General features: G+C 52.1%; 12 protein-coding genes. 4 read left to right on the top strand and 8 right to left on the bottom strand.

The features are described 5' to 3' along the window. Positions 1–189 precede the first annotated feature (189 nt). The 5 genes from ihfB to serC all read right to left on the bottom strand — a co-directional run bounded on the left by ihfB (position 190) and on the right by serC (position 5,678). A complete protein-coding gene (gene ihfB, locus P9J57_RS13585) occupies positions 190–474 on the bottom strand; it encodes an integration host factor subunit beta (RefSeq protein WP_003849360.1) in 285 nt (94 codons plus the stop codon). A gap of 82 nt (positions 475–556) precedes the next feature. Beyond that, positions 557–2,230, bottom strand: coding sequence for a 30S ribosomal protein S1 (gene rpsA, locus P9J57_RS13590; protein ID WP_026021040.1), 1,674 nt, complete (start codon positions 2,228–2,230; stop codon positions 557–559). A 122-nt stretch (positions 2,231–2,352) separates the two neighbouring features. Next, the gene (cmk, locus tag P9J57_RS13595; RefSeq protein WP_014606194.1) at positions 2,353–3,033 is read right to left on the bottom strand and encodes a (d)CMP kinase; all 681 of its coding nucleotides are present in this window, start codon (positions 3,031–3,033) and stop codon (positions 2,353–2,355) included. Between the two features lie 191 nt (positions 3,034–3,224). Then, positions 3,225–4,511, bottom strand: a complete 1,287-nt coding sequence (gene aroA, locus P9J57_RS13600) for a 3-phosphoshikimate 1-carboxyvinyltransferase (protein WP_014593322.1) — start codon at positions 4,509–4,511, stop codon at positions 3,225–3,227. Between the two features lie 81 nt (positions 4,512–4,592). Further along, positions 4,593–5,678, bottom strand: coding sequence for a 3-phosphoserine/phosphohydroxythreonine transaminase (gene serC / locus P9J57_RS13605; RefSeq protein ID WP_015700652.1), 1,086 nt, complete (start codon positions 5,676–5,678; stop codon positions 4,593–4,595). 309 nt (positions 5,679–5,987) lie between these two features. Between serC and ycaO the strand changes: the two genes are divergently transcribed. The 4 genes from ycaO to pflA all read left to right on the top strand — a co-directional run bounded on the left by ycaO (position 5,988) and on the right by pflA (position 12,253). Beyond that, positions 5,988–7,751 carry a 30S ribosomal protein S12 methylthiotransferase accessory factor YcaO gene (gene ycaO, locus P9J57_RS13610; protein WP_210484222.1) on the top strand — a complete coding sequence of 588 codons (1,764 nt, stop codon included), beginning with the start codon at positions 5,988–5,990 and terminating at the stop codon, positions 7,749–7,751. Between the two features lie 378 nt (positions 7,752–8,129). After that, positions 8,130–8,990 carry a formate transporter FocA gene (gene focA, locus P9J57_RS13615; protein ID WP_013025235.1) on the top strand — a complete coding sequence of 287 codons (861 nt, stop codon included), beginning with the start codon at positions 8,130–8,132 and terminating at the stop codon, positions 8,988–8,990. 72 nt (positions 8,991–9,062) lie between these two features. Then, positions 9,063–11,345, top strand: coding sequence for a formate C-acetyltransferase (gene pflB / locus P9J57_RS13620; protein WP_483279262.1), 2,283 nt, complete (start codon positions 9,063–9,065; stop codon positions 11,343–11,345). Between the two features lie 167 nt (positions 11,346–11,512). After that, positions 11,513–12,253: a pyruvate formate lyase 1-activating protein gene (pflA, locus tag P9J57_RS13625; protein ID WP_014606197.1), complete on the top strand. Its 741-nt coding sequence runs from the start codon at positions 11,513–11,515 to the stop codon at positions 12,251–12,253. Between the two features lie 101 nt (positions 12,254–12,354). Here pflA and P9J57_RS13630 read toward each other — a convergent pair whose 3' ends face one another. The 3 genes from P9J57_RS13630 to P9J57_RS13640 all read right to left on the bottom strand — a co-directional run bounded on the left by P9J57_RS13630 (position 12,355) and on the right by P9J57_RS13640 (position 16,559). Then, positions 12,355–13,509: an MFS transporter gene (locus tag P9J57_RS13630; protein WP_013025232.1), complete on the bottom strand. Its 1,155-nt coding sequence runs from the start codon at positions 13,507–13,509 to the stop codon at positions 12,355–12,357. A 323-nt stretch (positions 13,510–13,832) separates the two neighbouring features. Beyond that, the gene (gene serS / locus P9J57_RS13635) at positions 13,833–15,125 is read right to left on the bottom strand and encodes a serine--tRNA ligase (protein WP_015700658.1); all 1,293 of its coding nucleotides are present in this window, start codon (positions 15,123–15,125) and stop codon (positions 13,833–13,835) included. 90 nt (positions 15,126–15,215) lie between these two features. Next, positions 15,216–16,559, bottom strand: a complete 1,344-nt coding sequence (locus tag P9J57_RS13640; RefSeq protein WP_483279509.1) for a replication-associated recombination protein A — start codon at positions 16,557–16,559, stop codon at positions 15,216–15,218. Position 16,560: the final 1 nt, after the last annotated feature.

Genomic DNA, 16,560 nt, shown 5'->3' on the forward strand with positions numbered 1-16,560 from the left:
CCTGTCGTGCCACAAGTATGCCGCACGACTTCTCAGGATAAAGCGCATTCGTTGTTCACCAGGTGAAGGATCGCAGTAAAAATCGGCCGTTGCAGCGAAGAGACATTTTTCTGGAAGAGAGATCCATCGCAGGTGACAGGCAAAAAAAAACGACATCCGGAGATGTCGTTTAGGCGGTTCGGTATCGGCTTAGCCGTAAATGTTTGCACGGTCACGCAGTTCTTTGCCCGGCTTGAAGTGGGGAACGTATTTACCTTCCAGATCCACTTTGTCACCCGTTTTCGGGTTACGACCGGTGCGCGGAGCGCGATAATGCAACGAAAAGCTGCCGAATCCCCGGATTTCAATGCGTTCGCCCTGTGCCAGCGTCGTGGCCATGTGCTCCAGCATTTCTTTGACTGCATCCTCAACGACTTTCGCCGGTATATGAGTATGCTGTCCCGCCAGCCTTTCAATCAGTTCTGACTTGGTCATGTAACCTCCGGTTAATCCCTACAGGAATGTATGACAGCTTTTACCGAAACCGGGCGAATAAATCCGCCCGGTGCAAGGTCGATTACTCGCCTTTAGCCGCTTTGAACGCTTCAGCCATAGCGCTAGAGAAGTTGCCTTCTTCCTGTTTGGTGTTAACAGTATTGATGGCTTCTTTCTCGTCAGCCTGGTCTTTCGCACGAACAGACAGGCTAACAACGCGGTTTTTACGGTCAACGCCGGTGAATTTAGCTTCAACGTCGTCGCCTACGTTCAGAACCAGCGTAGCGTCTTCGATGCGGTCCAGTGAAGCTTCAGAAGCGCGCAGGTAACCTTCAACGCCGTCTGCTAATTCAACTGTAGCACCTTTAGCATCAACTGCAGTCACTTTACCGGTGACGATGGCACCTTTCTTGTTCAAAGTGATGTAGTTGTTGAACGGATCTTCTGCCAGCTGTTTAACGCCCAGAGAGATACGCTCGCGCTCTGCATCAACCTGCAGTACAACGGCAGCGATTTCGTCACCTTTTTTGTACTCACGAACGGCTTCTTCGCCAGTCGCGTTCCAGGAGATGTCAGACAGGTGAACCAGACCGTCGATGCCGCCGTCCAGGCCGATGAAGATACCGAAGTCAGTGATTGACTTGATTTTACCTTCAACGCGATCGCCTTTATTGTGAGTCTCGGCGAACTGCTGCCATGGGTTAGATTTACACTGCTTCAGACCCAGGGAGATACGACGACGCTCTTCATCGATGTCCAGAACCATTACTTCAACCACATCGCCTACGTTAACAACTTTAGACGGATGGATGTTTTTGTTGGTCCAGTCCATTTCTGAAACGTGTACCAGACCTTCAACGCCTTCTTCGATTTCTACGAAGCAGCCGTAATCAGTCAGGTTGGTCACACGACCAGTCAGCTTGGTGCCTTCTGGATAGCGCTTAGCGATAGCCACCCATGGATCTTCGCCCAGCTGCTTCAGACCCAGAGATACACGGGTACGCTCGCGGTCGAATTTCAGGACTTTAACGTTGATTTCATCGCCAACATTCACGATCTCGCTTGGATGCTTAACGCGCTTCCAGGCCATATCAGTGATGTGCAGCAGGCCGTCAACGCCGCCCAGATCAACGAACGCACCGTAGTCAGTCAGGTTCTTAACGATACCTTTGACTTCCATGCCTTCCTGCAGGTTTTCCAGCAGCTGATCGCGCTCTGCACTGTTCTCAGATTCGATAACCGCACGACGTGAAACCACGACGTTGTTGCGTTTCTGATCCAGCTTGATCACTTTGAATTCAAGCTCTTTGCCTTCCAGGTGCAGCGTGTCACGCACTGGACGCACATCTACCAGTGAACCTGGCAGGAACGCACGGATACCGTTCAGCTCAACTGTGAAGCCACCTTTGACTTTGCCGTTGATAATACCGGTAACAGTTTCAGCTTCTTCGTAAGCTTTTTCCAGCGTGATCCAAGCTTCATGACGCTTAGCTTTCTCACGGGACAGCAGAGTTTCACCGAAGCCGTCTTCCACTGCGTCCAGAGCAACGTCAACTTCGTCACCAACCTGGATTTCCAGTTCGCCGGCTGCGTTTTTGAACTGCTCTGCAGGAATTGCAGATTCAGATTTCAGGCCCGCATCAACCAGAACGACGTCTTTGTCGATAGAGACAACGACGCCACGAACGATGGAACCCGGGCGGGTTTCGATTTCTTTCAGGGATTCTTCAAATAGTTGAGCAAAAGATTCAGTCATATTGATAATCTTAGGATTCTTCAATTTAACGTCCATCTGACTTCATGTCGGATGGGGTTGTTTCACATGCCCTGCACCGGATCCCTGGCACAGGGTTAATACAATTCGTTTAAACCAAAATGTTAAATGCCCAGCGTTTTGCGGGCATAATCTAACGCTTTATCAATAACTTGCTCGATAGACATCTGTGTTGAATCCAACACTAACGCATCTTCAGCAGGCACTAATGGCGCTATAGCGCGGTTACGATCGCGGTCGTCGCGCTCTTTTATCTCGGCTAAAAGGCGATCAAAGTTAACATTAAAGCCCTTGTCCTGCAACTGTAGCATACGTCGTTCTGCACGGACTTCCGGGCTGGCATCAAGGAAAATCTTCACAGGCGCGTCGGGGAAAACAACGGTTCCCATATCACGCCCATCGGCAATCAGGCCGGGAGCCTCGCGAAAGGCGCGCTGGCGGCGTAACAGGGCTTCACGCACGCGAGGAAATGCCGCAACGCGCGACGCGGTATTGCTCACTTCCTGGGTGCGAATTTCGCTGGTGACTTCTTCGCCTTCAAGGATGACCTGCATCTCACCGTTCTGTGAGATGAAGCGCACATCAAGGTGAGCGGCAATCGGCACCAGTCCTTCTTCAGATTCGATATCAACCTGGTGATGTAATGCAGCTAACGCCAGAACACGGTAAATCGCGCCAGAGTCCAGTAAATGCCACTGCAATGCTTCCGCCATCGCTTTGCACAGGGTGCCCTTTCCCGCACCACTTGGCCCATCAATAGTTATGACCGGGGCAGTTGCTGTCATTATTCCCTCCTGTTGCTGCGCGCATTTTGGCCAGTTGGCCATCACAAATGTCGGGCATTATACGCTGCCCTGCGACACGGCGTTACCCTTAAGAGAGAAGGTTAGGCGAAATTTCGTCTGAAAAAGGGCTTTTTGACGCGAGAAATGAGACAGGGAAAACGGCCCGGTGAAATACTCACCGGGCACAGGACTCAGGCGTTATGGCTAATTTTTGCCAGTTGCTCAAAATAGTCAGGGAAGGTTTTAGCAGTACAGCCCGGGTCAAGAATTGTTACGGGCGTATCTGATAACGCCACCAGCGAAAAACACATAGCCATACGATGGTCGTTATAAGTTCCGATGTCAGCATGCATCAGCTTAGCCGGCGGGGTAACACGGATAAAGTCGTGCCCTTCTTCGACGTCAGCCCCAACTTTACGGAGTTCTGTTGCCATCGCCGTCAGGCGATCGGTTTCTTTAACCCGCCAGTTGTAGATATTGCGCAGTTGGGTCGTGCCTTCAGCAAACAGCGCAGCAGTGGCAATTGTCATCGCGGCATCGGGAATATGGTTCATATCCATATCAATAGCCTGCAGCTTGCCCGCCGTACAGGCAATGAAATCGTCACCCCACTCGATGGTGGCACCCATTTTTTCCAGCACGTCGGCAAAACGAATATCGCCTTGCACGCTATGACGACCGATACCGGTCACGCGCACAGTGCCGCCTTTAATCGCGGCCGCCGCCAGGAAATAGGACGCAGAAGACGCATCGCCCTCCACCAGATACTCCCCCGGTGACTGATACTGCTGTTTTCCCTGGATCAGGAAATGCTGGTAGTGCTGATTTTCAACCTCCACGCCAAAACAGCGCATCAGGTGCAGGGTAATGTCGATGTAGGGTTTCGAGACCAGATCGCCTTTAATCGTGATTCGCGTGTCTTCCTGAGCTAACGGCGCCGTCATCAGCAACGCGGTCAAAAACTGACTGGATACGCTACCGTCAACGGTGACCTCTCCGCCCGTAAAGCCGCCACGCAGACGAACAGGTGGATAATCCGTATTCTCAAGGTAATCGATTTGGGCGCCGCCCTGACGTAGCGCGTCAACCAGATGCCCTATCGGCCGCTCTTTCATCCGCGGTTCGCCCGTCAGTACCACATCCTGCTCGCCAAGGCACAGCGCCGCAGCCAGCGGACGCATAGCCGTACCAGCATTGCCCAGGAAGAGTTCAACGGGTTGTGACGCCTGAAGCGGTCCGCCCTTTCCGGTAACGTCGCAAACGGTACGATCGCTGGAAAGCGTGAAATCGACGCCCAGAGCCTTAAGCGCATTAAGCATGTGCTTAACATCATCACTGTCCAGCAGATTAGTGAGTCGGGTTTTGCCGTTCGCCAATGCGGCCAGCAGCAGCGCGCGGTTTGAAACACTCTTGGAGCCGGGCAAATTAACCGTGCCATTTACGCGAGCAATGGGCTGAAGGGTCAGGGAATCTTGCATGTGAAACTCTATCCTCAAAAAAACGACAACTCCGCCGTATGGCGGAGTCAGGTGTCAGCAATCCCACTGACTGGGGAATAATCAGCCGTGGCGGCGTTCGAAATCGATCATGAAGTCTGTGAGGGCTTTAACACCTTCCAGCGGCATCGCATTGTAGATGGATGCACGCATGCCGCCAACAACGCGATGGCCTTTCAAGGCATGCAAACCTGCTTTAAATGACTCTTCCAGGAACAGGCTGTCGAGTGACGCATCCGCAAGTTGGAAAGGAATATTCATTCGCGAACGGTTCAGCAGAGCGACATCGTTACGGTAGAAATCACTCTTATCAATGAGGTCGTAAAGCAAGCCCGCTTTTGCCTGATTAATTTTTTCAATTTCACCGACGCCGCCTTTCTGCTTCAGCCACTTGAATACCAGACCGCTCAGGTACCAGGCGAACGTTGGCGGCGTGTTGAACATGGAGTCGTTTTCCGCCAGAACACTGTAATCCAGAATGGAAGGTACACTTTGATGCGCTTTACCTAACAGATCGTCCCGGACGATGACCAGGGTAATGCCCGCCGGACCAATATTTTTCTGGGCGCCCGCATAAATCACGCCATAGCGGCTGACATCAATAGAGCGGGATAAAATCGTGGAAGAGAGATCGGCAACGACGACCTTGTCGCCAAAATCAGGTTCTTCATCAATGGCAACGCCGTCAATGGTTTCATTCGGGCAGAAGTGCAAATAGGCTGCCGCATCGCTGACGTCCCACTCACGCATAGGCAGAATGGCGCGTTTTCCCTCAAGGGTCGTTTTGACATCCAGCGTGCGGGGCGAACAATATTTTGCCGCTTCTTTAATGGCGCTGTGCGCCCAGTAGCCGCCGTCGGCATAATCCGCACTGGTGGCGCTGCCCAGCAGGTTACCCGGTACCGCAGCAAACTGCGCACGTGCGCCGCCGTGGCAGAATAAAACTTTGTAATTAGAGGGGATTTTTAGCAGATCACGGAAGTCCGCTTCCGCTTCCTCGGCCACCTGAATAAACTCTTTACTGCGGTGACTGATCTCCATTACTGAAGTCCCCAGACCATGCCAGTTTGTCAATTCTTGTTCTGCACGGCGGAGCACTTCGCTCGGCAGCATCGCTGGCCCAGAGCTAAAATTATAAATTTGCGTCATTTCCCTCACCACTGTCATATCGAACGGTTATGAATAACGATTCGGTTTTATCACTGCATTCTGGTGGCTGCAATCATAAATCTAACACCGGTCACATTTTTTCAGCACGGCGCACCGGAGGTTATGTTACCAATGCAAGCCAACACAAAATATTGTGAGGGACGTTCCTTTCACTCGCTGCCGGTATTGGCAGACAAACCCTGACATGAGAAAACGTCCAGTAAAATTGCAGCGACTTGATAGCGAACAGGCGGTAAAAAACGTATCATTGCGCGCTTTAGGCACCCTATTCACAGAGAGAGCGGCACCATGACGCAAACTTTTATCCCGGGCAAAGATGCCGCCCTGGAAGACTCCATTACGCGTTTCCAGACCAAACTGCAGGATCTGGGCTTTAATATAGAAGAAGCTTCCTGGCTTAATCCCGTTCCACACGTCTGGTCTGTGCATATTCGCGACCGCGACTGTCCACTCTGCTTTACCAATGGCAAAGGTGCCAGCAAGAAAGCCGCCCTGGCTTCCGCATTGGGTGAATATTTTGAGCGCCTGTCCACGAACTACTTTTTTGCCGATTTCTGGCTGGGTAACCGCATCGCTCAAGGCGATTTTGTTCATTACCCCAATGAAAAATGGTTTGCGCTTCCGGAAGATGACAGCCTGCCAGAGGGGATCCTGGACTCACGCCTGCGTGCCTTTTACGATCATGAAAATGCGGTGGCCGCATCAGACCTGATCGATCTCCAGTCGGGTAACAGCGAGCGCGGTATTTGCGCCCTGCCTTTTACCCGCCAGTCCGATCAGCAAACCGTCTATATCCCGATGAACATCATTGGCAACCTTTACGTATCGAACGGCATGTCGGCCGGCAATACGGCCAATGAAGCGCGGGTGCAGGGATTATCCGAGGTCTTTGAGCGCTATATTAAGAACCGTATCATTGCCGAATCGATCAGCCTCCCAGCCATCCCTGAGTCAGTGATGGCGCGCTACCCTTCCGTGGTCGAGGCCATTGCGCGCCTGGAAGCTGAAGGCTTCCCAATCTTTGCGTATGACGCGTCGCTGGGAGGTAAATATCCGGTTATCTGTGTGGTCCTGTTTAACCCTGCCAATGGCACCTGTTTCGCGTCCTTCGGTGCGCATCCGGACTTTGGCGTTGCGCTGGAGCGCACCGTTACTGAACTGCTCCAGGGCCGCAGCCTCAAGGATTTGGACGTCTTTACCCCACCCACCTTTGATGATGAAGAAGTGGCAGAGCACGCCAATCTGGAAACCCACTTTATTGATTCAAGCGGCCTGATTTCCTGGGATATGTTTAAAGAAACGGCCGATTATCCGTTTGTTGACTGGACGTTTGCTGGCACTACCGAGCAAGAGTTCAGCACGCTGATGGCCATTTTTGCTGCCGAAGATCAGGAAGTTTATATCGCGGACTACGAGCACTTAGGCGTTTATGCCTGCCGCATTATTGTGCCGGGCATGTCCGATATCTATCCGGCCGAAGACCTGCTGCTGGCAAATAACAGCATGGGCGCAGGCATTCGTGACACGCTGCTTGCCCTGCCCGGCAGCAACTGGAATCCAGAAGAGTACCTTGATCTCATTTCGCAGTTGGATGAAGAAGGTTTTGATGACTTCACCCGCGTCCGTGAGTTGCTTGGCCTGGCAACGGGTAAAGATAATGGCTGGTATACCTTACGCATCGGGGAGCTTAAAGCCATGCTTGCGCTGGCCGGCGGCGATCTGGATCAGGCATTGATCTGGACAGAATGGACCATGGAATTCAACGGCTCCGTGTTCAGCCCAGCGCGGGCAAATTATTATCGTTGCCTGCAAACTCTGCTACTTCTGGCCATGGAAGACGAGCGTAATCCACTGGAATATCACGCCGCCTTTGTCCGTATGTATGGCGCAGAGGCGGTAGAAGCGGCATCCGCAGCCATCAGTGGTGAAGCAGCCTTCAACGGTCTTCAGTCGGTAGACAGCGACCTGACCGCTTTCCCTGCTCATCAGGCGCTACTGGCGGCTTATGAAAAATTGCAGCGTGCCAAACGCCGCTACTGGGAAAATGCCTAAGCTGGCGTTGAACATTCACGCGGGTTAGCCTGACAATCATGCCTGAGGCACTGAACCTGTTCAGTGCCTTTTTATTGATCCTTATGTATTCCTGCCATTAATAGATTAATGTCATTATTTTTCTGCTAAATAGCGACACCAACAACCTATCTTATTAACAAATCTACAATATTTCAGCCTTGATTACGCCCTCTCGTTAAACAAAACCTGTATTATTTAAAATAAATTTATTCATTATTTTTCATGACGTTAGTTCCAAAAACCACCTTTCTTGTTAAACCTTTACCGTTGTTGCTCTGCTGGACATGATCTATATCAACTTTAATCACAGGTGCATTTGTTATTATTTTTTTCAGACAACTTTTGGAGTGAGTTAGTGTGAAAGCTGACAATCCTTTTAATCTGTTATTACCCGCCGCGATGGCAAAAGTGGCTGAAGACGCTGGCGTCTACAAAGCCACCAAGCATCCGCTGACGACAACCTTTCTCGCGTTTACCGCAGGCATGTTTATCTCCATCGCTTTCGTGTTTTACATCACAGCCACCACCGGCAGCGGTGAAATGGCTTACGGCATGGCTAAGCTCGTCGGGGGGATATGTTTCTCACTCGGGTTGATACTCGTTGTGGTATGTGGTGCCGACCTGTTTACCTCCACCGTGCTGATCGTCGTTGCGAAAGCGAGTGGCCGCATCACCTGGGGGCAACTGGCACGTAACTGGATCAACGTTTATGTTGGTAATCTGGTCGGTGCGCTGTTTTTTGTCGCGCTGATGTGGTTTTCCGGTGAGCATACGGTGGCCAACGGCGCATGGGGTTTAAACGTGTTGCAGACTGCCGACCATAAAATGCATCACACGTTTGTTGAAGCGGTCTCTCTGGGTATTCTGGCTAATTTGATGGTCTGTCTGGCGGTCTGGATGAGCTATTCAGGACGGACCTTAATGGATAAAAGCCTGATTATGATTTTGCCGGTGGCGATGTTTGTTGCCTGTGGTTTTGAACACAGTATCGCAAATATGTTTTTAATTCCTTTCGCCATCGTCATTCGCGATTTTTCTGGCCCGGAATTTTGGCATGCTGCGGGCGCGACGGCAGCACAGTTTCCGGCCCTTTCTGTGAAAAACTTTATTTTCGACAATCTGATTCCAGTCACGCTCGGCAACATTATCGGCGGTGGAGTGCTGGTCGGATTGACCTACTGGGTAATTTACTTACGCGGTGGACACGAAGCGCACTAATCCAGCCTCGAGGGTTCATCCCAACCGGATCGACCCAAGAGCAAAAGTCTCCTTAAATAAGGCAGGTATAATATGACCGAACTTAACGCAAAACTGGCCTCAGCCTGGCAGGGTTTTACTGAAGGCGAATGGCAGAACAGCGTCAACGTACGCGACTTCATCCAGAAAAACTATACGCCGTATGAAGGCGATGAATCTTTCCTCGCTGGCGCCACCGAAGCCACCACTAAACTGTGGGAAAGCGTGCTGGAAGGCATTAAAGTTGAAAACCGTACCCACGCACCCGTCGATTTTGATACCGATCTTGCTTCTACCATCACCTCGCACGATGCCGGCTATATCAATAAATCACTGGAAAAAGTTGTTGGCCTGCAAACGGAAGCGCCGCTGAAACGCGCCATTATTCCTTTTGGCGGCATTAAGATGGTCGAGGGTTCATGTAAAGTTTACGGGCGCGAACTCGATGCTTCACTGAAAAAAATCTTCACCGACTATCGTAAAACGCACAATCAGGGCGTGTTTGATGTTTATACCCCTGACATTTTACGCTGCCGTAAATCAGGTATATTAACCGGCCTGCCTGATGCCTATGGTCGTGGACGCATCATTGGTGACTACCGTCGTATCGCCTTATACGGCATTGACTACCTGATGGCCGATAAGTTTGCTCAGTTTGCGTCTCTGCAAAGCTATCTGGAAAATGGCGTCAACCTGGAAGCCACCATTCGTCTACGCGAAGAAATTGCTGACCAGCATCGGGCGCTTGGACAAATCAAAGAGATGGCAGCCAAATATGGTCACGATATCTCAGGTCCGGCGACCAATGCAGTCGAAGCCGTTCAGTGGACCTATTACGGCTATCTTGCCGCAGTAAAATCACAGAACGGTGCAGCCATGTCCTTTGGCCGTGTTTCAACCTTCCTGGACGTGTTCATTGAGCGCGATCTCAACGCCGGTAAGCTGAACGAAGCGCAGGCGCAGGAACTGATTGACCACCTGGTGATGAAACTGCGCATGGTCCGCTTCCTGCGCACGCCTGAGTACGATGAACTGTTCTCTGGCGACCCCATCTGGGCAACGGAATCGCTGGCCGGTATGGGCGTTGATGGACGTACGCTGGTGAGTAAAACCACCTTCCGTTTCCTCAATACACTGTACACCATGGGCCCTTCACCTGAGCCTAATATGACCATTCTGTGGTCTGAGAAGCTGCCGGTTAACTTTAAAAAGTATGCGGCGAAAGTGTCTATTGATACGTCATCACTGCAGTATGAAAACGACGACCTGATGCGTCCCGATTTCGACAACGATGACTATGCAATTGCCTGCTGCGTCAGCCCAATGATCGTCGGTAAGCAAATGCAGTTCTTCGGTGCCCGCGCCAACCTGGCGAAAACCCTGCTCTACGCAATCAATGGCGGCGTGGACGAAAAACTGAAAATGCAGGTCGGACCAAAAGAAGCCAAGATTACCGATGAGGTGCTTGATTTTGACGTGGTAATGGCGCGTCTGGATCACTTTATGGACTGGCTGGCGAAACAGTACGTCACTGCACTGAACATCATCCACTTCATGCACGATAAATACAGCTATGAAGCCGCGCTGATGGCACTGCACGATCGTGACGTTTACCGCACCATGGCATGCGGTATTGCCGGACTCTCTGTCGCGGCCGACTCGCTGTCTGCCATCAAATACGCGAAGGTGAAACCGGTGCGTGATGAAGATGGCCTGGCCATCGATTTCGACATCGAAGGAGAGTATCCGCAGTTCGGGAATAACGATCCCCGCGTTGACGATCTGGCCTGCGACCTTGTTGAACGCTTTATGAAAAAGATTCAGCAACTCGAAACCTATCGCAACGCTGTACCGACCCAGTCTGTGCTGACCATTACCTCTAACGTGGTTTACGGCAAGAAAACCGGTAATACGCCAGACGGTCGCCGTGCAGGCGCGCCTTTTGGTCCGGGCGCTAACCCGATGCACGGTCGCGATCAGAAAGGTGCCGTGGCCTCGCTGACCTCGGTGGCGAAACTGCCCTTTGCTTACGCAAAAGACGGTATCTCCTACACTTTCTCTATCGTGCCTAATGCGTTAGGCAAAGATGACAACGTGCGTAAAACCAATCTGGCAGGCTTGATGGACGGTTACTTCCATCATGAGACCAGTATTGAAGGCGGTCAGCATCTTAATGTGAACGTAATGAACCGGGAGATGTTAATGGACGCGATGGATAATCCTGAAAAATATCCTCAGTTAACCATTCGCGTCTCCGGCTACGCCGTTCGCTTTAATTCGCTGACAAAAGAGCAGCAGCAGGACGTGATCACCCGTACCTTTACACAATCGCTGTAAGCGCTGTCGCCATCAGCCCTTTCTGAGGCTCCTTCATGGAGCCTCATATTCAAAGTCTGCTTTGGTCGTTGTCTGAGATACGGATAACCACCAAAATTGATTTCCTGTTCAGAGCACACCAGAGAGTGTGCCACCTGCTCCGCAGGCTTACCTGGAGAAACATCGCAATGTCAGCCATAGGTCGCATCCACTCATTCGAATCATGCGGAACCGTAGACGGTCCCGGCATCCGGTTTATTACCTTTTTCCAGGGTTGCCTGATGCGTTGCCTTTACTGCCACAACCGCGATACCTGGGACACGCACGCCGGTAAAGAAATCACCGTTGAGGCGCTGATGGCGGACGTTCTGTCCTACCGTCACTTTATGAATGCCTCTGGCGGTGGCGTCACCGCATCGGGTGGCGAAGCCATTCTTCAGGCTGAGTTTGTGCGTGACTGGTTTCGTGCCTGCAAAGCAGAAGGCATACATACCTGTCTGGATACCAATGGTTTTGTTCGCCGCTACGATCCGGTCATTGATGAGTTACTGGACGCAACAGATTTAGTGATGCTGGACCTTAAACAGATGAATGACGAGGTTCACCAGATTCTGGTTGGCGTATCTAACCATCGCACGCTTGATTTCGCTCGCTACCTACAGAAAAAAGGCAAACGGACATGGATCCGTTTTGTCGTCGTGCCTGGCTACTCAGATGACGACGATACCGTTCATCGCCTGGGAGCGTTTACCCAGGATATGGCGAACGTTGAAAAGATCGAGCTTCTGCCTTATCACGAACTGGGTAAACATAAGTGGATCGCGATGGGCGAAGAGTACAAGCTTGATGGCGTGAAACCGCCCACTAAAGAGACGATGGAACGGGTAAAAAACATTCTTCTCCGCTACGGACATGAAGTCATGTATTGAAAACGGGGCGGAGATCTCTACCGCCCCACAGGAACCTTTCAGGAAGGCGCACTGACCACCATGCAACAACGAGACACAGTGCTGCCCTCTGCAGAAGGCATTCAGGCATGCGCCACGGGCGTGGCATGATGATCGGCTTTACGCAACAGCATCACCAGGTAAACCAGCGCCACTGCCGCAATCATAACGAACAGTAAACGGTCTGAGTAACTCTGCATCAGCATTGCTGTCATGCTCGGCCCCGCCAGACTGCCCAGCGTATAGCTCAGTAACAGCGCCTGATTCATGGCCACCAGTTCGTGATGCGCCACGGTTTCGCAGGCCCACGACATCGCCACAGGGTAAAGCGTAAAACCCGCCAGCCCCAGAACAAACAAGGCAGGTGCCATCGCGGCATTGGTTAGCATCGCAATCGCGCCCAGGATTACCACAAATACCTGCACACGCAACACCATCATGCGGCCAAAGCGATCGGCAAGGCGCCCAATCGGCCACTGCCCGACAATACCTGAACTAACGAGTAACGCCATCCAGTAACCTACGTTTGCATCGCTCATGCCCTGATGGGAAAGATAGAGCGGCATCAAGCCATATAACGAACCTAAAACAATCCCGGAGATGATGCAGCCGTTGATGCCCAGGCGCGAACTGCGGCGGCGTAGCATGGGTAAGATACGGCCACCCGGCAAGGCTTCAGCCGGATCACGGCTGGCAGCAACCTGTGTGAAGATCAGCGGTAAAATGGCACAAATCACCGTCGCGGTTACCCAGGGGATCACACTTAACAGCTCTGTGGAAAGTTTGCTCACCAGTAGCTGCCCGGCAACCGTTCCCAGATAATAGACAATCATATAGGCAGCCAGGAGCTGCCCACGGTTACGCACCGTGCCGCTGCACAATAAAGCGCTTTCAACCACGACCCAGACTAAGGCGCAGCCGACACCCGCGCTAAAACGCAACAGCGTCCATGACCAGAAGCCTGCCAGCACCATCATACATAGGGTTGCCACCGCAAACAGGCCGGTTGCCAGATAATAACTACGGTTAAATCCATACTGTTTAATCAGCCAGCCCGCCAGCAACGTGCCAAGCAGATTGCCGGTGTAATACGACGAACTCACCACGCCCACCTGCCAGGTAGCCAGAGCATCATGCGTCAGCCAGAGAGGCACTAACGTATTCAGCACAGCAATTGAAACTGTCATTAACAGCAGGCCGCAAAGCAGCAGTATCACAGGACGTGACCAGGTCGACATAGGGAATTAAAACCAAAAGAAATGAAGGAAATTGCGCGCAGTTTGCCACTGCGTTATTTAAAGTCAACGGGGCCAAACGCACCGCAGCACATTTTGCTGCCCGACAATTTAATTTATTTATCTTCAGTAAGTTAGCGGCATATTTTACGTCAGGGAAAATAAAGCTATCTTACTGATAATGTAGATTTTTACGCTTTCGGCATCGGGATATATCGATGACGTTTATTTGTGATAAATTCTGATACCGTCCTTTGGCATCGATCCGTCTTTCGGACCAAAAAAAAACCCAGCAGCCGCTGGGTTTTTCAGAGAATAACGGGCGATTAACCAATAAATTCCAGGCCCTTCATATAAGGACGTAATACTTCAGGCACGGCGATGCGGCCATCCTGCTGCTGGTAGTTTTCCAGCACCGCCACCAGCGTGCGTCCCACGGCCAGACCGGAACCATTTAATGTATGGACCAGACGCGGCTTTTTATCCTGCTTACCGCGGGTCCTTGCCTGCATACGGCGAGCCTGGAAATCACCCATGTTTGAACAAGAGGAGATTTCACGGTACGTATTCTGCGCCGGTAACCACACTTCTAAATCGTAGGTTTTGGTCGCACCAAAGCCCATATCGCCGGTGCACAACAGCACTTTACGATAAGGCAGATTCAGCAGCTGTAAGACTTTTTCGGCGTGGCCGACCAGCTCTTCCAGGGCATCCATTGAGGTTTCAGGCGCCACTATCTGTACCATCTCGACTTTATCGAACTGGTGCATACGGATAAGCCCGCGCGTGTCACGGCCATAGGAACCCGCTTCAGAGCGGAAGCATGGCGTGTGAGCCGTCAGCTTAAGCGGCAGGTTTTCTTCCTCGACGATTTCATCGCGTACCAGATTGGTCAGCGGCACTTCGGCAGTAGGAATCAACGCATAGTGGCTGCTTTCTGACTCTTCTTCCAGCGGCCGGGTGTGAAACAGATCTTCACCAAACTTTGGCAACTGTCCTGTTCCGTACAGGGTCGCATGGTTGACCAGATAAGGCACATAGGTTTCCAGATAGCCATGCTGCTCGGTATGCAAGTCAATCATAAACTGGCTGAGCGCCCGGTGCAGGCGGGCAATCTGGCCCTGCATCACGACAAAGCGTGAACCGGTGAGTTTGACCGCCGCAGCAAAATCCAGGCCTTTCGCGGCTTCGCCCAGCTCAACATGATCTTTCACCTGAAAATCAAACTGACGCGGCTCACCCCAGCGGCTGATTTCCAGGTTCTCGGTATCGTCTTTACCCAGCGGTACAACATCTGCAGGCAGATTCGGCAGCGCCAGGCTGAAGTCACGAATCTGATTTTGCAGTTCATCCAGTTCTGCTTTGGCAGCATCCAGGCGTTCGCCCAGGCTGTTCACTTCCTGACGCAGTGGCTCGATGTCTTCCCCACGTGCTTTGGCCTGACCGATGGATTTGGATCGGGAGTTACGCTCGGCCTGCAGATTTTCAGTTTCTACCTGCAAGACTTTGCGACGCTCTTCGAGCGAACGCAGCATTTCCACATCCAGTTTGAATCCTCGGCGTGCCAGTTTTTCTGCGACTGCGTCTGGCTCATTACGCAGCAGATTGGGATCGAGCATGCTTATCCTGTGTATTTATGAGTTGAAAGAAGGGACGCATTCCAGCTGGAATGCGTTGAAAACATTGACCACATTACCGCAACGTCTGTTTTAGCGGTAGCGTTTTGTCTGGCTATTTTGATCGAGTTCAGTAAGCCAGGCCAGCTTTTCGCCAATTTTGCCTTCAAGACCGCGTTGGGTGGGATGATAGTAACGTGTTTGTGCCATTTCCGGAGGGAAATAGACCTCACCAGCCGCATAGGCGTTGGCTTCATCATGGGCATAGCGATAGCTTTCACCCAGGCCCATTTCTTTCATCAGCTTAGTGGGGGCATTGCGCAGATGATCGGGAACATCAAAATCAGGGTGGTCGCGCGCATCGCGCATCGCCGCTTTAAAGGCGGTATAAACGGCATTACTTTTTGGCGCACAGGCGAGATACACGATGGCCTGAGCAATCGCCCGCTCCCCTTCTGCCGGACCCACGCGGGTGAAACAGTCCCACGCCGATATCGCCACCTGCATGCCGCGCGGATCGGCATTGCCCACGTCTTCAGAGGCAATGGCCAACAGACGACGCGCGACATACAGCGGATCGCCACCTGCGGTAATAATACGGGCGTACCAGTAGAGGGCAGCATCGGGTGCTGAACCGCGAACAGACTTATGTAACGCAGAAATAAGGTCGTAAAAGCGGTCACCCTTGTTATCAAACCGTGCAGATCGCTCCCCGGCAACTTCAGTCAGCAGTTGTGGCGTCAGTTCTCTTTTGCCTTGCGCGTTGGTTTCGGCCATATCGGCCATCATTTCCAGCGTGTTAAGCGCACGGCGCGCATCGCCGCTCACCAGCTCAGCGATCATGCGGCGCGTATTATTCGGTAACAGGATATCGCTGTTGCCATAGCCGCGATCGGCATCTTGCATGGCCTGGTCAAGCACCTGCTCAATGTCTTCTGTGGTCAGGGATTTCAGTAGATAAACGCGGGCGCGTGACAGCAGTGCGGAATTAAGCTCGAAACTGGGATTTTCAGTGGTGGCGCCAATGAAGGTAATGCTGCCGTCTTCAATATGGGGCAAGAAGGCATCCTGCTGACTTTTATTGAAACGGTGCACCTCATCCACGAAAAGGATGGTGCGCCGGCCGGCCTGCTTGCTCAAGCGCGCACGCTCTATCGCTTCACGAATTTCTTTGACGCCGGAGGTGACGGCAGAGATGCGTTCAACGTCCGCGTTACCGTAGTGCGCGATAATCTCGGCCAGCGTGGTTTTGCCTGTTCCCGGCGGCCCCCAGAGAATCATGGAATGCAAATGGCCAGCCTCAATGGCGCGCGGCAGCGGTTTCCCCGCAGCCAGCAGGTGCTGCTGACCAATATAGTGCTTCAGGGTTTCTGGCCGCATACGCGCGGCCAGAGGTTTAAAATCTTCGCTGGAGAAATCCAGAGACAGGTTGCCCACT

The sequence above is a fragment of the Pantoea sp. nfd-35 genome, from assembly GCF_056892255.1.